Genomic DNA, 21,273 nt, shown 5'->3' on the forward strand with positions numbered 1-21,273 from the left:
TTCTCCGCATTCCTTATGGTTGGCGCGCCGGCCGCGGCCGGCGCACCCGATCAGAAGCCGGTACCCATCTGGAACTGGAAGCGTTCCAGGCGGTCGCCCGGCTTGGAGTTCAAGGGCTTAGCATAACTCAACTTGAGCGGACCCACGGGCGAAATCCACGACAGGCCGATACCGGCCGAGGTACGCAGCTCGGACGGTCGGATCTTCTGGTTTTCCTGGTAGATCTGGCCCGCGTCGGCGAAGGTGAACCAGCGCAGCGAGCGGTCCTGGCCGCTGCCCGGGAACGGGAACTGCAGCTCGGCATTGCCGATGATGCGCTTGGAGCCGCCCAGCGCGTCGTAGGTGTACGGGTCGACGATGCCCAGCGACGAGCTTTCGTAGCCGCGCACCGAACCGATGCCGCCGCCGTAGAAGTTCTTGAAGACCGGGTAGGCGTGGCCCTGCATGCCCTTGCCGTAATCGAGCTCGCCCTTCAGCGCCAGCGTCATCCAGCGCGTGATCGGACGGTACCACTGGTGTTCGTAGATCGCGCGGTAGTACTTGGCGTCGCCGAAGAAGTCGACTTCCAGGTTGGCGCGCTGGTAGCGGCCGCGGGTCGGGGTGACCGCGCTGTCGCGCGAGTCGCGGCCCCAGGCCACGGTCAGCGGGATCGAGTTGGTGGTCGCCGTGCCCACGCCGCTCGCCGGGCCGCCGTTCTGCATCACGAACTGCTTGTACAGCGTCGGGGAGCTCTCGTCCGTTTCCAGTTCCGTGCGTTCCACGCCGGCGCCGAAGTAGACGGTGTCGATCTCGGAGAACGGCACGCCGAAGGTCATGTTGCTGCCCAGCTGGCGCACCGAGTAGGAACCCAGGTTGATCGCCGGCGGACGCGAGGTGCGCAGGTAGACCTGGAAGGCGCGCGAGACGCCTTCGTCGGTGAAGTACGGGTTGGTCTGCGCGAACGAGATCGTGCGGTTGTACTTGCTGGTGTTCAGTTCGATGCCGACGGTATTGCCCGAGCCGGCGAAGTTGGCCTGGGTGACCGAGGCCGTGAAGGTGAACTTCTCGGCCTGCGAGAACGCGCCGCCGATCATGAAGTTACCGGTCGGCTTCTCGACCACGGCGATGTTCACGTCGACCTGGTCGGTGGTGCCCTGCGATTCCGGCGTCTCGACGGTGACGTCCTTGAAGTAGCCGAGGCGGTCGACGCGGTCGCGCGACAGCTTCACGCGGTTCGGGTCGTACCACGAGCTCTCGAACTGGCGGAATTCGCGGCGGATGACTTCGTCGCGGGTGATGGTGTTGCCCGAGATGGTCATGTGGCGCACGTAGGCGCGCTTGCCCGGGTCGACGAAGAAGGTGAAAGCGACTTCGCGCTTCTCGCGGTTGATCTCCGGGTTGGCGGTGACGTTGGCGAAGGCGTAGCCGAAGCTCGCCAGGCGGTCGGCGATGCGCTTGTTCGACGCTTCCTGCAGGTCGCCCGAGTAGGTCTGGCCGGGTTTCAGCAGCACCAGGCTCTTGAGCTCTTCCTCGCGGCCGAACATCTCGCCGTCCATCTTGACGCCGGTGACGGTGTACTTGTCGCCCTCGGTGATGTTGATGGTCAGGTAGATGTCCTTCTTGTCCGGGGTGATCGACACCTGGGTCGATTCCACGTTCACCTCGAGGTAGCCATGGTTCAGGTACCACGACTTGATGTTTTCCAGGTCGCCCGTCAGCTTCTGCTTGGAGTACTGGTCGGCCTTCGAGTACCAGGTGAACCAGCCCGAGGTCGACAGCTGCAGCAGGCCGCGCAGCTCCTTGTCGGAGAACGCCTTGTTGCCGACGATGTTGATCTGGCGGATCTTGGCGACGTCGCCCTCGTCCACGTTGAACATGACGTTCACGCGGTTACGCTCGATCGGGGTGACGGTGGTGGTGATCTTGACGCCGTACAGGCCGTGCGACAGGTACTGGCGCTTCAGTTCCTGCTCGGCGCGGTCGACCGATGCCTTGTCGAAGATCTTGGTCTCGCCCACGCCGATCTCGCGCAGGGCCTTGACCAGCATGTCCTTCTCGAATTCCTTGGTGCCCGTGAAATCCACCGAGGCGATGGCCGGACGTTCCTCGACCAGCACCACCAGCACGCCGTTTTCCTCTTCCAGGCGGATGTCCTTGAAGAAGCCCGTCGCATACAGGGCCTTGATCGCGGCGGTGCCCTTGTCGTCGTCGAAGGTCTCGCCCACGCGCACCGGCAGGTAGCTGAACACCGTGCCCGCCTCGGTCCGCTGGATGCCTTCGACCCGGATATCCTTCACGACGAAGGGCGTGACGGCGGCCGCATGGCCGGCGCACAGGGCCAGCACGGCGGCGCCGATCAGGCTGCGTCGGGAAGACAGGACAAAGCTGGGCAGGGCAAGACGATCAGGTTGTAATTTCATCGATTAATTCAGGTCAGTCATTGGACAACGTTTCGTGTTCTCAGCCCGTACTTATGCCGCTTCGAAGAAAAGACCTCGCGCGAAGTCCCTTCAAAGCAGCCGCACCAGGTCGTTGAAGACGGCAAGCGCCATCAGCATGAACAGCAGGCCTACCCCGGCACGTTGCGCGATCTCGTTGATGCGCGCCGATACGGGACGCCCGGTCAAAACTTCCAGCGAATAATACAGCAAATGGCCCCCATCCAGAACGGGAATTGGTAACAGATTCATTACTCCCAGGGTGATGGAGATGAAGGCGATGAACTCCAGGAAGGGCTGCGCGCCCGCCCTGGCGGTCTGTCCGGCCACGTCGGCGATGGTGATCGGGCCGCTCACGTTCTTCAGCGAGACTTCGCCGACGATCATCTTGCCGACCATCTTGACGGTCATCGACGCCGTCTCCCAGGTGCGGTGCGCGCCGCGCGCCAGCGCCTCCAGCGGGCCCGATTTCACCTCGACCATCTCGGGCAACTGGGCCACGTACAGCTTGACGATGCCGTTGCCGGTGGCCGGGGCGCGCTCCGGCGCCAGCGCCAGCGGCACTTCCCGGCCGTCGCGCGTCACGCCCAGCTGCAGCGTGCGGCCGGCGGCGCCGCGCACGGCCTCGATGAAGCCGATGCCGTCCACGACGGGTTTGCCGTCGATGTGCGTCACCACGTCGCCCGCGCGCAGCCCTGCCCTTTCGGCCGGGCCGCCCGGCAGCACCCGCTCGACGATCGCGCGCGGGCGCCACATATGCATGCCCAGCGCGCCCATCACGTCGCCGTCGACGTCCAGGGCCGCCATCTTCTGCTGCGGGATGACGGCGCGGTAGCTGCTGCCGTCGGCGGCGCGCAGCTCCAGCTCGGCGGCGCGCTTGTCCAGGACGGCGCGCACGATTTCCCAGCGCAGCTCGGTCCACGATTGCACGGGACGGCCGTCGACCGCCGTGACGGCGTCGCCGCCGCGCATGCCGGCCTGGTACACGGCCGAGGTCTCGGCCATGCCGCGCAGGCGCGTGCCCGGCTCTTCCTTGCCGCCCATGTAGATCGCGGCCATGACGACGATGGCCAGGATGAAGTTGGCGAGCGGGCCGGCGGCCACGATGGCGATGCGTTTCCACACGCTCTGGCGGGTGAATTCCCGTTCCAGGTCCTTCTCGCTGGCCGGTGCCGTGGTCGGATCGCGCGCATCCAGCATCTTGACGTAGCCGCCCAGCGGCAGCGCGGAGATCGCCCATTCGGTCTGGTCCGGGCCGAAGCGGCGCGACCAGACGACGCGGCCCATGCCGACCGAGAAGCGCAGCACCTTCACGCCGCACAGGCGCGCGACCCAGTAGTGGCCCAGCTCGTGGAAGACGATCAATGGACCGAGCGCCAGCAGGAAGGCCAGCACGGTGGTGATCAGGCTCATATCAACCTCCTCGTCGGAGCCCGCCCACGATGCGCGAGGCCGCGTCGCGGGCGCACGCGTCCTGGGCCAGCACGGCGTCGATGCTCGAGGCGGCGCCGCACGGATTGTCGTCCATCACCTGGCGCACCACGCGGTCGATGTCGCGGAAGCCGATATGGCGGTCCAGGAAGGCTTGGACCGCGACTTCGTTGGCCGCGTTCAGCAGCGCCGGCGCGGTACCGCCCGCGCGCAGCGCGTCGAAGGCCAGCGCCAGGCAGGGGAAGCGGTCGAAGTCGGGATGGTGGAACTGCAGCGCCGCCCACTGGGTCAGGTCCAGCTGGGCCACGCCGGACGCGATGCGCTGCGGGTAGGCGAGCGCGTGGGCGATCGGGGTGCGCATGTCCGGATTGCCGAGCTGGGCCAGCACGGAGCCGTCCGCGTAGGACACCATCGAGTGGATGACGCTCTGCGGATGGATCAGGACCTCGATGCGCTCGGCCGGCGCGCCGAACAGCCAGTGCGCCTCGATCACCTCGAGGCCCTTGTTCATCATCGTGGCCGAGTCGACCGAGATCTTGCGGCCCATCGACCAGTTCGGATGCTTGCATGCCTCTTCCGGCGTGACGGCTTCCAGCGTCTCGACGGCGCGATGCAGGAACGGGCCGCCGGACGCGGTCAGGACGATCTTGGCCACGCCGGCGGCGTCCGGGTCACGGTCGTAGTGCGCCGGCAGCGACTGGAAGATCGCGTTGTGCTCGCTGTCGATGGGCAGCAGGGTCGCCTCGTGCTCCTTGACGGCGTCCATGAACAGCTGGCCGGACATGACGAGGGCTTCCTTGTTCGCCAGCAGCACCTTCTTGCCGGCGCGGGCCGCGGCCAGCGTCGGCGCGAGGCCGGCGGCGCCCACGATGGCGGCCATCACGGTATCGGTCTCGCTGCTGGCGGCGATCTCGCACAGCGCGGCTTCGCCGTGGGCGACGTCGACGTCCAGGCCCGCCAGCAGTTCGCGCAGGCGCGCCGCCGCTTCCGGGGTGCCGACCACGGCGCGCTGCGGACGGTGCCGGCGGCACTGGGCCGCCAGTTCCTCGACGCGGGAATGCGCGCTCAGGGCGTGGACGGCGTATTTGTCGGGATGACGCGCGAGGACGTCCAGGGTCGAGGCGCCGATCGAACCGGTGGCGCCCAGGATGGTGATGCGTTGCATGGTGAGTTCCATATAAGGTCGGTTCAACATGGTCATGGCTAGGCGCAGCGACGAAGACAGTGCTGTTGCACGGCAAGGAGCTGCAACGACGCCATGGCCATGTTTAACCGACCGCTCAAAGGCGCGAGCCGATCAGTGCGGCAAGCGGAAGAACCGGAATCAGGGCATCGATCCGGTCGAGCACGCCGCCGTGGCCGGGCAGCAGGTTGCTGCTGTCCTTCATGCCGGCACGGCGCTTGAGCTGGGATTCGAACAGGTCGCCGACGATGCTGGCGGCGACCATCAGGACCAGGATGGCCAGCAGCGCCGGCCAGCCGAACGCGGCCTGCACGCGGGCGGCGAAGGTGTTGGCGAAGGCCGGGCCGCCGAAGGCGACCGACAGCGAGGCCAGCACGAGCACGGCGATGCCGCCGCCGATCGCCCCTTCCCAGGACTTGCCCGGGGAAATGGACGGGGCCAGCTTGCGCTTGCCGAAGGCCTTGCCGGCGAAATAGGCGCCGATATCGGCGACCCAGACGATCGCCAGCACGGACAGCAGGAACAGCGGCGAATACGAGTACAGCGCGACGATGGCCGTGAAGCAGCCGACGATGCCGAAGCCGTAGACGAGGCTCAGGATCGTGTTGGGCGTCGTGCCCAGCGGCGGCAGGCCCGTCTTCAGCGACGGGGCGAAGCGGGCGATCCAGAGGGCCACGCTGAGCGCCGCCCAGAACGAGGGATTGATGCGGTCGGTAAAGACCGCGACGGCGAACGCGGCCGTCCACAACAGGGCGATGACGTGGGCGTTCTGGGTGCCCGGATTGAACAGCCGGAAGCATTCCCAGATCGCGGCGCCGAAGAACACGGTTGCCACCACCGCGAAGGCCGTGAAGTTGTTGAAGTAAAGAATGGGCAGCAGGACTGCCAACAGCACGACGGCGGTGATGACACGGGTTTTCAGCATGCGTTTTACTTGGCCTTGTTAGCTACTTGCTCTCCGGTACGGCCGAAGCGGCGTTCCCGGCTCTGGTAGGACGCGATCGCCGTGTCCAGCGATTCGGGCGAGAAATCCGGCCAGAAGGTATCGGTGAAATACAGCTCGGAATACGCGAGCTGCCACAGCAGGAAGTTCGAGATGCGCTCTTCCCCGCCGGTGCGGATGAACAGGTCCGGCTCGGGCGCATAGGCCATCGCCAGGTGCGGCGCCAGCATCTCTTCGGTATAGTCCGTGGTGCCGGGGTTGGCCGCGACCATCTTGCTCGTCGCCTGCATGATATCCCAGCGGCCGCCATAGTTGGCGCACACGGTCACGGTGAGGCGGCTGTTGTTGGCCGTGCGGCGCTCGGCATTGGCGATCATGTCCTGCAGCTTCGGGTCGAAGCGCGACAGGTCGCCCACCACCTTCAGGCGGATGTTATTCGCGTGCATCTTCGACACTTCACGCTCGAGCGCGGTGACGAACAGGCCCATCAGGTAGGACACTTCGTCGGCCGGGCGGCGCCAGTTTTCCGAAGAAAAGGCGAACAGCGTCAGGTATTCGACACCGCGCTCCACGCAGGCCTCGACGATCTTGCGCACGGCATCCACGCCCTTGACGTGGCCGGCCACGCGCGGCAGCAGGCGCTTGGTGGCCCAACGGCCATTGCCGTCCATGATGATGGCGATATGGCGGGGCACCGTGGGCGCGTCGGGTACGGCGGCGGTCGAGCTTTTGAAAATCATAAATCAGGCCAGAGGCGGCCGACCGGTCCAGCCGGGTCGGTCACGCGGATGCGGCGTCAACAATGCAATAAAGATCGCAATTTTACCTTACCGCAAAAACAACGGGAGCGGAGCGGCAAAGCCGGTCCGCCCTTCCATGACGAATTGCCGGCCGCAAGGGGCCGGCGGCGGCGTCACACCGTCATGACTTCCTTTTCCTTCTCGGCGACCAGCTTGTCGATGTCGACGACGGCCTTGTCGGTCATCTTCTGGATGTCGTCCTGGGCGCGGCGCTCCTCGTCTTCCGAGATCGCCTTGTCCTTGACCAGCTTCTTGAGCTGTTCGTTGCCGTCGCGGCGCACGTTGCGCACGGCGATCTTCGCGTCTTCCGCTTCCGACTTGCACAGCTTGACCATTTCCTTGCGGCGCTCTTCGGTCAGCGGCGGGGTCGGCACGCGGATCATTTCGCCGAACGAGGACGGGTTCAGGCCCAGGTCGGAGTCGCGGATGGCTTTCTCGACGGTGTTCAGCATCTTCTTTTCATAGGGCTGGACACCGATCGTGCGGGCGTCGATCAGGGTCAGGTTGGCGACCTGGGACAACTGGGTCGGCGAACCGTAGTAATCGACCATGACGGAGTCGAGGATGCCAACGTGGGCGCGGCCGGTGCGGACCTTGGCCAGGTTGGCGCGCAGGGTCTCGATGGACTTCGCCATCTTGTCCTGGGCATTTTTCTTGACGTCAGCTACAGACATGCTGCTCTCCTGTATTTCAAATGATGTTAAACGTGTACGAGTGTACCTTCGTCTTCGCCCATGATCACGCGCTTGAGCGCGCCCGGCTTGACGATGGAGAACACCTTGATCGGCAGCTTCTGGTCGCGGCACAGGGCGAACGCGGTGGCGTCCATCACCTGCAGGTGCTTGGCGATCGCCTCGTCGAACGAGATCGACTCGTAGCGGGTCGCGTGCGGATCCTTCTTCGGATCGGCAGTATAGACGCCATCGACCTTGGTTGCCTTCAAAACAATCTCGGCCGAGATCTCGGAGCCGCGCAGCGCGGCGGCCGTGTCGGTGGTGAAGAAGGGGTTGCCGGTGCCGGCGGCGAACACGACGACCTTGCCTTCCTCCAGGTACTGCAGCGCCTTCGGGCGCACGTAGGGCTCGACCACCTGCTCGATGCCGATCGCCGACATCACGCGCGCGGTGATGCCCTGCTGGCGCATCGCGTCGGCCAGCGCCAATGCGTTCATGACGGTTGCCAGCATGCCCATGTAGTCGGCGGTCGCGCGGTCCATGCCCTGCGCGCCCGGCGCCACGCCGCGGAAGATGTTGCCGCCGCCGATCACCACCGCCAGCTCCACGCCCAGCTTCGACACCTCCGCCACGTCGGCGACCATGCGCTCGATGGTGGCGCGGTTGATGCCGAACGGATCGTCACCCATCAGCGCTTCGCCAGACAGTTTGAGGAGGACTCGTTGGTAGGCTGGTTTTGTCATGAATGGGGCTCCTGTATGGTGATGTGTTTCGAATCCGGTTTTCGCCCCTGGCGTCGCCGCCGGGACGTAGGGTGGACGGCTCCGCCGTCCACGCGGTGATAGCCGGGACCGCCTTGTCGGGCACGAACACGAAGCCGCTTTCCTTCGCTCGCGCACTCGACGGCGACGCTGCAAACTATCACTGCGTGGGCGGCATAGCCGCCCACCCTACCGGAGCCCGCAATCGCGGGCTCCTGCAAAAACGGGCCTTGCGGCCCGTTTTCTTTATTACTGCTTGACGGCAGCCATCTGGGCTGCGACTTCGGCTGCGAAGTCGTCGACCTTCTTCTCGATGCCTTCGCCGACCACGTACATCGTGAACGCTTTCACGGTGGTGTTGGCGGCCTTCAGCATCTGCTCGATGCTCTGCTTGTCGTTCTTCACGAATGCCTGGTTGAACAGCGACACTTCCTTCAGGTACTTCTGCACCGAACCGTCGATACGCTTGGCGACGATGTCGGCCGATTGCGGCTGCTTGCCTTCGGCGACGGCCTTGTCGGCGTCTTCCTGGGCTTTCAGCTGAGCAACCGAACGCTCTTTCTCGATCAGGTCGGCCGGCACTTGCTCCGACGACAAGGCGACCGGCTTCATGGCGGCGATGTGCATCGCGACGTCCTTGCCGACTTGCTCGTCGGCGCCGTCGTAGTCGACGATCACGCCGATGCGGGCGCCGTGCAGGTACGATGCCAGCTTGCCGGTGGTTTCGAAGCGCTGGAAGCGGCGCACGGTCATATTCTCGCCGATCTTGCCGATCAGTGCGGTACGGATGTCGTCGAAGGTCTTGCCGTCGACCGGCAGGGCTGCCAGGGCGGCGACGTCGGCCGGGTTCTGCTCGGCGACCAGCTTGGCGGCCAGGTTGGCCATGGCCAGGAAGTCGTCGTTCTTGGCGACGAAGTCGGTTTCGCTGTTGATTTCGACGAGCGCGCCGATGTTGCCGTTGATGTAAGCCGAGACCACGCCTTCGGCGGTCACGCGCGACGATGCCTTCGATGCCTTGCCGCCCAGCTTGACGCGCAGGATCTCTTCGGCACGTGCCATGTCGCCTTCGGCTTCATTCAGTGCCTTCTTGCATTCCATCATCGGGGCATCGGTCTTGGCGCGCAGTTCGCCGACCATCGCTGCAGTAATCGCTGCCATGTGTATTCTCCTAAGTTTTAATCTGGTATCTGAAAACTACCGAATTCGAATCCGTTTGAAAAAAGGGGCGCCCGGCGCCCCTTCTTCCAGCGGCGGACGCACGCCCGCCGTCATTCAATTACGCTTGCTCGTTGACTTCGACGAAGTCGTCGGCCGACTTGGCCATTTCGACGATTTCGGCGGTCGAGTTGGCACGGCCTTCCAGGATCGCATCGGCGACGCCGCGTGCGTACAGGGTGATGGCCTTCGACGAGTCGTCGTTACCCGGGATCACGTGGGTGACGCCTTCCGGCGAGTGGTTGGTGTCGACCACGCCGATGACCGGGATGCCCAGCTTGCCGGCTTCGGTGACGGCGCCCTTGTGGTAGCCGACGTCGACGACGAAGATCGCGTCCGGCACGCCTTGCAGGTCCTTGATGCCGCCGATCGACTTCTGCAGCTTTTCCAGTTCGCGCGAGAACATCAGCGCTTCTTTCTTGCTCATCTTCTCGACTTCACCCGACTCGATGGCGGCTTCCATGTCCTTCAGGCGCTTGATCGAGGTCTTGATGGTCTTGAAGTTGGTCAGCATGCCGCCCAGCCAGCGCTGGTCGACGTACGGCACGCCTGCGCGCTGCGCTTCGGCGGCGATGATGTCGCGGGCCTGGCGCTTGGTGCCCACCAGCAGGATGGTGCCGCGGTTGGCGGCGATCTGCTTGATGGTCTTCATCGCATCCTGGTACATCGCCATGGTCTTTTCCAGGTTGATGATGTGGATCTTGTTGCGATGACCGAAGATGAACGGGGCCATTTTCGGGTTCCAGAAACGGGTCTGGTGGCCGAAGTGAACACCGGCTTCCAGCATTTCGCGCATAGTGACAGACATGTAATTCTCCAGGGTTGGTTTCTTGAACGACGGCCGGTACACCCCTTCGGGGCACCCTTGTCGGCCGCATTCGCGATTTAAAAAAGGCTTGTTTGCTACGTTTTTACCGCATCGCTCGATACGAACACGAGCAACCCGAGATTCTAGCGGGATTTACGTCACCGCGCAACCGAAACCCATGTCATTTCGCTCTTGGAGGCGCGTCGCCAGCGGTGGCGGCCGCCGTCCCGCGCCACTGCCGGATCACATATAATGGACGGATCGAAGATTGCAGAACCGTAAAATCATGTCCATCTCCATCAAGACCCAGGAAGAAATCGAAGGCATGCGCATCGCCGGCCGCCTGGGCGCCGAAGTGCTCGACTACATCACCCCCTTCGTCAAGGCGGGCGTCACCACCGGCGAACTCGACCGTCTGTGCCACGAATACATGGTCAACGTGCAAGGCACCGTGCCGGCCCCGCTGAACTACGCGCCGCCGGGCTATCCGCCCTTCCCCAAGGCCGTGTGCACCTCCGTCAACGACGTGATCTGCCACGGCATCCCGGGCGACAAGGTCTTGAAGAACGGCGATTCCGTCAATATCGACGTTACCGTGATCACCAAGGACGGTTTCCACGGCGACAACAGCCGCATGTTCCTGATCGGCGAACCGTCGATCCAGGCCAGGCGCCTGTCCGAGATCACCTACGAATGCATGTGGCTGGGCATCAGCAAGGTCAAGCCGGGCGCCCACCTGGGCGACATCGGCGCCGTGATCCAGCAGCACGCCGAAAAGAACGGCTTCTCGGTGGTGCGCGAATTCTGCGGCCACGGCATCGGCCGCGTGTTCCACGAAGAGCCGCAGGTGCTGCACTACGGCCGCCCCGGCACCGGCGAGGAGCTGAAGGCCGGCATGATCTTCACGATCGAGCCCATGATCAACGCGGGCCGCCGCGAGATCCGCGAAATGCCGGACGGCTGGACCATCAAGACGAAGGACCGCAGCCTGTCGGCCCAGTGGGAACACATGATCCTCGTGACGGAGACGGGCTACGAGGTCCTGACCACGTCGGCCGGTGCCCCGGCGCCGCCGGCCATCGTCCAGCAGAACGACGCCGTCGCCGCCTGACCGAAGCCAGCCTCCATGAACAGCACCGTCGCCGATTCCCAGCTCGACCAGCAACCCAGCCTGCAGCAGCAGCTCAAGCAGCGCCTGAAGGCCGAGCGCCAGCTCGTGATCGCCGAATTCCAGGAATGCGGCAAGCCCGAGAAGCTGCTGCGCGGGCTGCGCCAGAGCGTCGACGGCGTGCTGGAAGACGCCTGGCGCACGGCCGCCCTGCCCGAGGACACGGCGCTGGTGGGCGTGGGCGGCTACGGGCGCGGCGAGCTGTTCCCCTATTCCGACGTCGACCTGCTGATCCTGCTGGGCCAGCCGGCCGACGCGCTGACCCAGGCCAGACTGGAAAATTTCGTGCAGCTGCTGTGGGACCTCGGGCTCGAGATCGGCCACAGCATCCGCACCGTCGACGAATGCCTGGTCGAGTCGAAGGCCGACATCACGGTGCAGACCAGCCTGCTGGAAGCGCGCCTCGTGACGGGAAGCCAGCCGCTGTTCGAGACGCTGCAGTTCCGCTACGACGCGGCGATGGACGCGCAAGCCTTCTTCCACGCCAAGACGGCCGAGATGCGCCTGCGCCACGCCAAGTACGAGTTCACCCCGTTCTCGCTGGAGCCGAACGTCAAGGAAAGCCCGGGCGCGCTGCGCGACCTGCAGGTGATCCTGTGGGTGGCCAAGGCGGCCGGCCTGGCCAATTCCTGGAGCCAGCTGGCGATGCGCGGCCTGATCACGCGCGAGGAAGCGCGCCAGCTGATGGAAAAGGAACGCGCCTTCAAGGACATCCGCATCCGCCTGCACCTGCAGACGAAGCGGCGCGAGGACCGCTTCGTGTTCGACGTGCAGACGGCCATCGCCGAGAACCTGGGCCTGGAAGGCACGCCCGAGCGCCGCGTCAGCGAATTCCTGATGCAGCGCTACTACTGGGCCGCCAAGACGGTGACGCAGCTGAACACGATGCTGCTGCAGAACATCGAGGCCCAGCTGTTCCCCACGCCGTCCAAGCCCATCGCGATCAATCCGCGCTTCAACGAGGTCGGCGGCTTCATCGACATCGCCGCCGACGACACCTTCGAGCGCAACCCGTCGGCCGTGCTCGAGATCTTCGTGCTGATGACGGAGCGCCCCGACATCAAGGGCATGACGGCGCGCACCATGCGCGCGCTGTGGCATGCGCGCAAGCTGATCGACGACGAATTCCGCGCGCGCCCCGCCAACCGCGCCCTGTTCCTGCGCATCCTGCAGGCGCCCGTGGGACTCGTGCACGCGCTGCGCCGCATGAACGACCTGGGCATCCTGGGCCGCTACCTGCCCAACTTCCGCCGCATCATCGGCCAGATGCAGCACGATTTGTTCCACGTGTACACCGTCGACCAGCACATCATGATGGTGGTGCGCAATATGCGCCGCTTCACGATGACGGAACACGCGCACGAATACCCGTTCTGCAGCCAGCTGATCGCCAACTTCCGCGACCGCTGGCTGCTGTACGTGGCCGCCCTGTTCCACGACATCGCCAAGGGCCGCGGCGGCGACCATTCAGAACTGGGCAAGGAAGACGCGCTGCAGTTCTGCCGCGACCACGCCTTGTCCGGGGAAGACACGGAACTGGTCGTGTTCCTCGTCGAGCAGCACCTGACCATGTCGCAGGTGGCGCAGAAGCAGGACCTGTCCGACCCGGATGTCATCGCCGCCTTCTCCCGGCTGGTCAAGGACGAGCGCCACCTGACGGCCCTGTACCTGCTGACCGTGGCCGACATCCGCGGCACCAGCCCGAAGGTGTGGAACGCCTGGAAGGCCAAGCTGCTGGAAGACCTGTACAAGGTCACGCTGCGCGTGCTGGGCGGCGAGCCGCCGTCGGCCGACCGCGAGCTGCGCGCGCGCCAGCAGGAGGCGCTGGCCACGCTGCGCCTGTTCGGCCTGGGCCCGACCGAGCACGAGGCGCTGTGGAAGCAGCTCGACATGGCCTATTTCCTGCGCCACGACGCGTCCGACATCGCCTGGCAGACGCGCTGCCTGCACGACAAGCTGGGCCGCGACAAGCCGGTGGTGAAATCGCGCCTGGCGCCGATCGGCGAAGGCCTGCAGGTGACCGTCTACGTGAAGGACCAGCCGGACCTGTTCGCCCGGATCTGCAGCTATTTCGACCGCAAGAACTTTTCCATCCTCGACGCCAAGATCCACACGACGAAGGGCGGCTACGCGCTCGACACCTTCCTCATCACGGACGAACACTTCGCCGGCAACTACCGCGACATCATCAACCTGATCGAGCACGAGCTGTGCGACGTGCTGACGCGCCAGGAACCCTTGTCGCCGCCGCTGCGCGCGCGCCTGTCGCGCATGTCGCGCAACTTCCCCGTCACCCCGACGGTGGACCTGCGCCCGGACGAGCGCGGCCAGTTCTGGCTGCTGTCCATCGCCGCCAACGACCGCAACGGCCTGCTGTACGCGATCGCCAGCGTGCTGGCGCGCTACCGCATCAACCTGCACACGGCCAAGGTCATGACGCTGGGCGAGCGCGTGGAAGACGTGTTCCTCATCGACGGGGCGGCGCTCGCCAACCAGCGCGTGCAGGTGCAGCTGGAGACCGAGTTGCTGGATGCGTTGAAGATTTAATTACTATCGTTAACACCAACACGTCGTCCCCGCGAAGGCGGGGACCCATACTGAAGCGCCGAAGTCGCTGCGTCGCACTGTCGCGGCGTATTCGATATACGGCGTTCCGTTGCTCAGTATGGGTCCCTGCCTGCGCAGGGACGACGTATTTAATTGTTCCTCAACATTACCATGACCGAACCCGTACGCCTGTCCAAACGCATGTCCGAACTGGGACTCTCCTCCCGCCGCGAAGCCGATGAATGGATCGCCCGCGGCTGGGTCCGCGTCGATGGGAAAGTCGTCTCGGAACTCGGCAGCAAGGTGCTGCCGCACCAGAAGATCACCGTCGAGCGCCAGGCCTCGGCCGAGCAGTCCAAGCGCGTGACCGTGCTGATCCACAAGCCCGTCGGTTACGTCAGCGGCCAGGCCGAGGACGGCTACAAGCCGGCCGTCGTGCTGGTCAAGCCGGAGAACCGCTGGGCCGACGACCCGTCGCCGGAACTGTTCCACCCTACCCAGCTGCGCTCGCTCGTGCCGGCCGGCCGCCTGGACATCGATTCCGTCGGCCTGCTCGTGCTGACCCAGGACGGCCGCATCGCCAAGCAGCTGATCGGGCAGGACACGTCGATCGAGAAGGAATACCTGGTGCGCGTGCAGTACACGAAGCCGGGCCGCCTGCCGGACGCCGACCTCAAGAAGCTGAACCACGGCCTGTGGATGGACGGCAAGCCGCTGCTACCGGCCAAGGTGCGCTGGCAGAACGAGGACCAGCTCAGCTTTACCTTGAAGGAAGGCCGCAAGCGCCAGATCCGGCGCATGTGCGATATGGTCGGCTTGAAAGTGATCGGGCTGAAGCGGGTGCGGATCGGGCGGGTAAAGCTGGGCGAATTGCCGCCGGGACAGTGGCGTTACCTGGGGGCCGACGAGGTATTCTGAGGTGCGGTGGACACGTGGTGTCCGACCCTCCGGCTTCGTGACGGTGCCGGACATCGACGCCGCTATCGATCGCCGCGTGGACGGCGAAGCCGTCCACCCTACTGCACGCCCCTCAATGAGGGCCGTGCTTGATCTGCATATCGGTCCACGGATCGAGCACGCGTAGTTCGTCGAGTACCGCCCGGGGCCCGGCCACGCTGCCACCGCTTTCCTGGTCCCATTCCAGTTTCAGCTTGGAACGTCCCTTGCGCAGGTCGACGCGCGCATAGTCGACCCAGGCGTCCTCCCCCACGTACTCGTAAGTCGTCACCCAGCCCTGGCGGACCAGCGCGCCCTGCGCCTGGCGCAGGGCGAACGGGGGCAAACCCTCGATCGTTTCGGGTTCCAGCCTGGGCTCTCCCAGCACACCCAAGTACCGCACGAAATGCGTAATCCACGCCATGGCTGCCCCCCAACAGTGGTAGACGTGATTTCACTCTATCAGCGGGATTTATGCATTGACGTTAGCTGGCGCACGCAGCGGAACAAATCAGTGAACGGCCGGTCAGGAATTTGTATCAAGCTGTATCAGCGCTGGACGTCCGCCAGGATCCGGTGCAGGTCTTCCAGGCTGACAGGCTTGGTCAGATGGTGGGAGAAGCCGCGGTTGCGGGTCTGGCGCCGGTCCGCGTCCTGGCCCCAGCCCGTCAGGGCGATGATGCGCGTCGCGGCGAAGCGCCCTTCCTGGCGCAGGCGGCGAGCCACCTCGTAGCCATCCATGCCGGGCATGCCGATGTCGAGCAACACGCTGTGCGGCAGGAAACTGTCGGCCGTCGCCAGCGCGCCGCGGCCGTCGTAGGCGATCCGGACCTCGGCGCCGTCCGCTTCCAGCAGCAGGCCCAGGGTATCGGCCGCGTCGCGGTTGTCGTCGACCACCAGGATGCGCTGGCCGTGCAGCGGCGCGGTGGGGCGCGCCTGCCCGAACGGCTCGGCGGGCTCCCAATCGTCCGCGGGATCGGCCAGCGGCAGGTGCACGATGAACTCGCTTCCCAGGCCGCTGCCCGCGCTCTTCGCCTCGACCGTGCCGTGGTGCATCTCGACGAGACTGTGCACCATCGTCAGGCCGATGCCCAGGCCGCCCTGCCCGCGCCCGACGTTGCGGTGCGCCTGGGCGAACATGTCGAACACGCGCGGCAGGGCCTCGGCGGGGATGCCGATGCCCGTGTCGCGCACGGACGCCACCACCATCCCGTCCACGCGCCGCGCGTCGAACCAGATCCGTCCGCCCGCATCCGTATACTTGGCCGCGTTGTTGAGCAGATTGGCGAACACCTGGGTCAGGCGCACGCGGTCGGCCTCCAGCACCAGCGGCTCCTGCGGCAGCGCCACGGACAGCTGGTGGCCGCAGCGGTCGATGGCCGGCTGGCTGGTCTCGACGGCCGCCTGCACGATCTCGGCGAAGGCCACCCGTTCCAGCTTCAGGTCGATCTTGCCGCGCGTGATGCGCGACACTTCCATCAAGTCGTCGACCAGGCGCACGATCTGGCGCACCTGGCGCCCCACCATCTCGACCACGCGGTCGGACTGGCGCCGGCCGTCGGGACGGCGCATCAATTGCACGGCATTGCTGATCGGCGCCAGCGGGTTGCGCAGCTCGTGCGCCAGGGTGGCCAGGAACTCGTCCTTGCGGCGGTCGGCGTCCTTCAGCGCTTCCTCGGCCTGCACGGCGCCCGTGATGTCGAGCGAGATGCCGACGTAGCCGCGCTGCACCCCCTCGCCCGAGAACCATGGCGAGACATGCGACTCGAACCAGTGGCCGGCGCCGCCCGCCACCGGGGTCTCGATGCGGCGCGTGAAACCGCCGTCGGCACGCACGCCGTCGAACACGGCGCGCAGGTAGCCGTCCATGTCGGCCGGCGGCACGATGCCGTTCCAGCCGCGCCCGCCCTGCGCGGCCTGGGCGTTCGGGCCGAATGCGCAGCCGCCGGTCGTGCAGCGCTCGTTCAGGTAGATCACGCGCCCGTCCACGTCGAACTGGTAGACCAGCGCCGGCGAGGCGTCGGCCAGCGCGCGGAACCGCCCTTCGCTTTCGCGCAACGCATCCTCGGCCCGCTTGCGCAGCGTGATGTCGTAGAACAGGATCGCCACGCGCGGGCTCTCGCGTCCGCCGACGGGGAAGACGAAGAAGTCGTACCAGCCCTGCACGCCCGGTGCATAGCACTGCGAGCGGCTGCTCGTGCCCGTGTGCACGACCTCGGCGCAGGCCTCCAGCCAGCACGGCTCGTGCTCCGGGCGCACGCGCAGCCGGCCCGGACCCACGTAGGAAATATTCGCCATGCGCACGGCCGCCGGATTCGCCTCCGTGTAGGCCAGGCCCGTGGCGCGGCCGGCCTCGTCGAACTCGACGGCGGCCAGCAGGAAGCCCTCGTCCATCGATTCGAACAACATGCGGAAACGCCGCTCGCTCTCACCCAGCGCCGCCTGCGTGCGGCGGCGCTCGTCGACGTCGATGTACATGCCCACCCACTTGCGCACCGACCCGTCGTCGTTGAACAGGGGCGCGGCGCGCGCATTGGTCCAGCGCCATCCCCCGGCCGCCACCTGCACGCGGAACTCGACGTTCAGCGTACGCCGCATGCCGACCGCAGCGCGCCATTGGCGCAGCACGGCGGCGCGGTCTTCGGGATGCACGGCGTCGAGCCAGCCCAGGCCCAGCGAGGCTTCCGCGCGCTGGCCCGTGTACTGGGTCCAGCTGGCCGAGCCCTCGACGATGCGGCCGTGGGCATCCGTCTCCCACACGGCCTGGGCGAAGCCCTGGACCATGGCGCGGAAACGCTCCTCGCTCTCGGCCAGGCGCGCCTCCGTTTCCTTGTTGGCGCCGACGTCGATCACGAACAACACGCAGCGGCCATACTCCCCTTCTCCCGCGATCCGCGCCGGCGCGAACAGGCCCCACCAGCGGCTACCGTCCTTGCGCACCATCTGCTTCGTGTAAGGCGCCGTGCTGCCGGCCGCCGCCAGGTCGCGCAAGGCGTTTTCCGTCACGTCCCAGAATTCCGGCGGGGTCAGGTCGCGCCAGTGGTCGAGCGTGCGCAATTCCTGGCAGGTGTAGCCCGTCATGCGCTCGAACGCGGGATTCACGTCGCGCACCGTGCCGTCGAGGTCGAAATACAGCACGCCCACGGTGCCGATGCTGAGGGTGGCGTCGATCAGCGCCTTGTGTTCGCGCAGCGCGCGCGCGGCGGCGCGGCTCTCCTCGACCTCGCGCTGCAGGTGCTCCTCGCGTTCCAGCACGGGGCGGATGCGCTCCTCGACGCGCCGCTCCAGCTCGCCGCCATCGGCCTCGCCGTTCGTTCCCGAGGGGGCCGCGTCGTGGCTGCTGGCCTGCCAGCCGGCGGCCGCGAAGGCGGCGCAGGCATGCAGGCGGCGCAGGTGGCCGGCGTCGAAGCCGCCGTCGCCCTCGAGGCGCATGGCGTTCAGGGAACCGAGCGCGCGTCCGTTCACGCGCCAAGGAACGCCCAACGTTTCGCCCAGGTCCAGCCCGACGCCGCGCGCCGAGGGGAAATGGCTGGCGGGGTGTTCGAACAGCGTGCTGCCGTCGGCCAGCACGGGGGCCCCGCACGCGCACGCACCGATGCTCCAGCGCGCTCCCGCCTGCGGCGCCAGCCCACCGGCCACGGCATGCCAGCGCACGCTGCCATCGCCCGCGCCGCCGCCCGGCCCGGGTTCGCACACGGCCACCACGACGGAGTTCGCCCCGCACAGCTCGCGCGCCAGCTCGGCCACGCGCTGCAACAGCGACTGCGGGTCGTCGGCCAGCTGCTGGGCCAGCGCCGCGAACGCCTGCCCGACGGCCGCGTCGTCGCCGGGTCCGGGACCGCGCTCGCGCAACAAGGCCGCCACGACGGCATCGTCGCGGTAGGCGCCCTCTGCGGCGCCGGTCACGCCTGGGGGCGAATCGGCCATGATTTCATTGTCGGTTATCTAACGACTGAAACTACAGATTACTTGACATTTCGATCATTGCCAACGGATTTCAATCGTACTCGCCATTTTTAATTTCACGGCGGAATTCCATACATGAGGCAGCTCGGCACCTATTCATTCCGATCGCAATGATGATGAGCGGCGACCGGGCCGCTCGGCTGTCCGGAAGGCGCCGGCGTTGCGTTGCCCCGTAAGTACGGCGTTTTCCCTTCTTGCATCGATGCTCCCTCTGTCGTAGCATCCACGGCTTGCCGTGCCCACGAGGCGACCGGCCAAGATCCTGGAGTCCCATGAAAAACGAAACACCCCCTCTCACCGCGCAAACCTCGCAAACCCGCTCCTTCCTCACCGTCGCCCTGATCGAACTCTGGGAACGCTTCGGCTACTACGGCATGCAGGCGCTGATCGTGTACTTCATGGTCCAGCGCCTCGGCTTCGACGACAGCCGCGCCAACCTGGTCTGGAGCGCCGCCGCCGCCCTGATCTACGTCTCGCCGGCCATCGGCGGCTGGATCGGCGACAAGGTGCTCGGCACCAAGCGTTCGATGTACCTCGGCACCATCGTGCTGACCCTCGGCTACGCGCTGATGTCGGTGCCGTCCGAAAACACCTGGTTCATGTTCTTCGCCCTCGGCGTCATCGTCGTCGGCAACGGCCTGTTCAAGCCGAATACCGCCAATCTCGTGCGCAAGATCTACGAAGGCGACGACTCCAAGATCGACTCCGCCTTCACGCTGTACTACATGGCCGTCAACGTCGGCTCGACCGTGTCGATGCTGGCCACCCCGTGGATCAAGGACTACGTCAACGCCACCTATGGCAACGAGCTCGGCTGGCATGCCGCCTTCGCCGTGTGCAGCGTCGGCCTCGTGCTGGGCCTCTTGAACGTGCTGGCGATGCGCGCCACCATCGCCCACGTCGGTTCGCCGCCGGACGAGCGCCCGCTCGACGTCGCCAAGCTGGTCATGGTGCTCGTGGGCAGCGTGCTGACCGTCGGGCTGTCCGCCGTGATCCTGGAATACCAGGCCCTGGCGCGCCTGTTCGTCTACGTCGCCGGCTTCGTCGTACTGGGCATCTTCATCCACCTGATCCGCACCAGCGTGCCGAGCGAGCGCGCCGGCCTGACCGCGGCCCTCGTGCTGACGCTGCAGACCGTGTTCTTCTTCATCTTCTACCAGCAGATGTCGACCTCGCTGTCGCTGTTCGCCCTGCGCAACGTCGACCTCGACTTCAGTGTGTTCGGCGCCCACCTGTGGACCTGGTCGCCGGCGCAGTTCCAGGCGCTGAACGCGATCTGGATCATGGTGCTGAGCCCCGTGCTGGCCTGGGTCTATACGGCTGCCGGCAAGGGCGGCAAGGACCTGTCGATCGCCGGCAAGTTCGCGCTCGGCTTCGGCGCCGTCGCCGTCGGCTTCTTCGCCTACGGCGTGGCGGGCGCGTTCGCCGTGAACGGCCTGACCTCGTCCTGGGTGATGATCGCCGGCTACGGCTTCTACTCGCTGGGCGAGCTGCTCGTGTCCGGCCTGGGCCTGGCGATGGTGGCGCGCTACGTGCCGGCCCGCATGACGGGCTTCATGATGGGCGCCTACTTCGTCGCCACCGGCATCTCGCAATACCTGGGCGGCGTCGTCGCCAACCTGGCCAGCGTGCCGAGCAACATCACCGATCCGGTCCAGACGCTGCCGATCTACACGAGCCTGTTCAACAAGCTGGGCCTGGGCGCCGTGGCCTGCACCGTGATCGCGCTGCTCGTGCTGCCGCTGATGCGCCGCCTGAGCGCCACGCACGCGTCGCACAACTGACCTGCCCGCCAAGGTATCATCACGACGGCGCGCCGGCTTCCGGCGCGCCGTCGTCCATTCCGGAGCCCCATGACGATCCTGACCAGCGCGCGCCTGCGTTTCGAACCCCTGGACGACATCCATGCCGACGGCCTGCATGCGATGAACAGCGACCCCGACGTCATGCGCTGGCTGCACGGCACCGTGTCGATGGAGGAAACGCGCGCCATGATAGTCCGGGTGCGCGCGCGCCGGGCCGCATGGGGCTATTCCTGGTGGGCGCTGCTGGACGCGGCCAGCGGCGAGATGGTCGGCGCGGGCGGCATCCAGCACCTCGGCTTCGACCCCGCCAATCCCCATGAACTGGGCTGGCGCCTGCGCCGCGCCAGCTGGGGCCGGGGCCTGGCCACCGAAGCGGCGTTCACGCTCGCGCGCCACGGCTTCGACGCGCTGGGCGCGCCGCGCCTGTGCGCGATCCGCCATCCGGGCAACGAGGCCTCGCGCCGCGTGATGGACAAGCTGGGCATGCGCTACACGGGCATGCAGGTCTGGAACGGCGAGGAAGTGCCCGTCCACGTGCTGGAGCGGCGCGACTGGGACGCGGCGCACGGCGCAGGAGCCCCCGCGCACAGTTAGCAAATCGCTTCCACCTATTTCCATT

At 66.2% G+C, this 21,273-nt stretch carries 16 protein-coding genes; 5 read left to right on the plus strand and 11 right to left on the minus strand.

All coding sequences use genetic code 11. The annotated features are described in order from the left end of the window. Positions 1–50: 50 nt before the first annotated feature. The 9 genes from bamA to rpsB form a co-directional block, all read right to left on the minus strand. Positions 51–2,399: an outer membrane protein assembly factor BamA gene (gene bamA, locus QPK32_RS01655; protein WP_290411041.1), complete on the minus strand. Its 2,349-nt coding sequence runs from the start codon at positions 2,397–2,399 to the stop codon at positions 51–53. A 90-nt stretch (positions 2,400–2,489) separates the two neighbouring features. After that, positions 2,490–3,830, minus strand: coding sequence for an RIP metalloprotease RseP (rseP, locus tag QPK32_RS01660; RefSeq protein WP_290411042.1), 1,341 nt, complete (start codon positions 3,828–3,830; stop codon positions 2,490–2,492). A gap of 1 nt (position 3,831) precedes the next feature. After that, positions 3,832–5,013, minus strand: a complete 1,182-nt coding sequence (ispC, locus tag QPK32_RS01665) for a 1-deoxy-D-xylulose-5-phosphate reductoisomerase (protein ID WP_290411043.1) — start codon at positions 5,011–5,013, stop codon at positions 3,832–3,834. Positions 5,014–5,128: 115 nt separating this feature from the next. Beyond that, a complete protein-coding gene (locus QPK32_RS01670) occupies positions 5,129–5,956 on the minus strand; it encodes a phosphatidate cytidylyltransferase (RefSeq protein ID WP_290411044.1) in 828 nt (275 codons plus the stop codon). A 5-nt stretch (positions 5,957–5,961) separates the two neighbouring features. After that, positions 5,962–6,714: a polyprenyl diphosphate synthase gene (uppS, locus tag QPK32_RS01675; protein WP_290411045.1), complete on the minus strand. Its 753-nt coding sequence runs from the start codon at positions 6,712–6,714 to the stop codon at positions 5,962–5,964. A gap of 173 nt (positions 6,715–6,887) precedes the next feature. Beyond that, the gene (gene frr / locus QPK32_RS01680; RefSeq protein WP_290411046.1) at positions 6,888–7,448 is read right to left on the minus strand and encodes a ribosome recycling factor; all 561 of its coding nucleotides are present in this window, start codon (positions 7,446–7,448) and stop codon (positions 6,888–6,890) included. Positions 7,449–7,474: 26 nt separating this feature from the next. Next, positions 7,475–8,191, minus strand: coding sequence for a UMP kinase (pyrH, locus tag QPK32_RS01685; protein ID WP_198119855.1), 717 nt, complete (start codon positions 8,189–8,191; stop codon positions 7,475–7,477). A 267-nt stretch (positions 8,192–8,458) separates the two neighbouring features. Then, entirely contained in the window at positions 8,459–9,367 is a 909-nt protein-coding gene (gene tsf / locus QPK32_RS01690) for a translation elongation factor Ts (protein WP_290411047.1), read from the minus strand. 118 nt (positions 9,368–9,485) lie between these two features. Continuing rightward, positions 9,486–10,232: a 30S ribosomal protein S2 gene (rpsB, locus tag QPK32_RS01695; RefSeq protein WP_290411048.1), complete on the minus strand. Its 747-nt coding sequence runs from the start codon at positions 10,230–10,232 to the stop codon at positions 9,486–9,488. A gap of 283 nt (positions 10,233–10,515) precedes the next feature. Between rpsB and map the strand changes: the two genes are divergently transcribed. The 3 genes from map (at position 10,516) to QPK32_RS01710 (ending at position 14,865) form a co-directional block, all read left to right on the plus strand. After that, entirely contained in the window at positions 10,516–11,343 is an 828-nt protein-coding gene (map, locus tag QPK32_RS01700; RefSeq protein ID WP_290411385.1) for a type I methionyl aminopeptidase, read from the plus strand. A gap of 15 nt (positions 11,344–11,358) precedes the next feature. After that, the gene (locus tag QPK32_RS01705) at positions 11,359–13,947 is read left to right on the plus strand and encodes a [protein-PII] uridylyltransferase (RefSeq protein WP_290411049.1); all 2,589 of its coding nucleotides are present in this window, start codon (positions 11,359–11,361) and stop codon (positions 13,945–13,947) included. A gap of 171 nt (positions 13,948–14,118) precedes the next feature. Continuing rightward, positions 14,119–14,865 carry a pseudouridine synthase gene (locus tag QPK32_RS01710; RefSeq protein WP_290411050.1) on the plus strand — a complete coding sequence of 249 codons (747 nt, stop codon included), beginning with the start codon at positions 14,119–14,121 and terminating at the stop codon, positions 14,863–14,865. Positions 14,866–14,977: 112 nt separating this feature from the next. Here QPK32_RS01710 and QPK32_RS01715 read toward each other — a convergent pair whose 3' ends face one another. Together QPK32_RS01715 and QPK32_RS01720 are read right to left on the minus strand one after the other, a co-directional pair. Further along, a complete protein-coding gene (locus QPK32_RS01715; RefSeq protein ID WP_290411051.1) occupies positions 14,978–15,229 on the minus strand; it encodes a hypothetical protein in 252 nt (83 codons plus the stop codon). A 203-nt stretch (positions 15,230–15,432) separates the two neighbouring features. Further along, positions 15,433–18,810 carry a PAS domain S-box protein gene (locus QPK32_RS01720; RefSeq protein ID WP_290411052.1) on the minus strand — a complete coding sequence of 1,126 codons (3,378 nt, stop codon included), beginning with the start codon at positions 18,808–18,810 and terminating at the stop codon, positions 15,433–15,435. Between the two features lie 311 nt (positions 18,811–19,121). Here QPK32_RS01720 and QPK32_RS01725 point away from each other — a divergent pair, with 311 nt between their 5' ends. Both QPK32_RS01725 and QPK32_RS01730 read left to right on the plus strand, forming a co-directional pair. Beyond that, a complete protein-coding gene (locus QPK32_RS01725; protein WP_290411053.1) occupies positions 19,122–20,633 on the plus strand; it encodes a peptide MFS transporter in 1,512 nt (503 codons plus the stop codon). 69 nt (positions 20,634–20,702) lie between these two features. After that, the gene (locus QPK32_RS01730; protein ID WP_290411054.1) at positions 20,703–21,248 is read left to right on the plus strand and encodes a GNAT family N-acetyltransferase; all 546 of its coding nucleotides are present in this window, start codon (positions 20,703–20,705) and stop codon (positions 21,246–21,248) included. Positions 21,249–21,273 lie beyond the last annotated feature (25 nt).

It is taken from the genome of Massilia sp. YIM B02763 (assembly GCF_030412015.1).
In the GTDB taxonomy this organism is placed as follows: Bacteria; Pseudomonadota; Gammaproteobacteria; order Burkholderiales; family Burkholderiaceae_D; genus Telluria.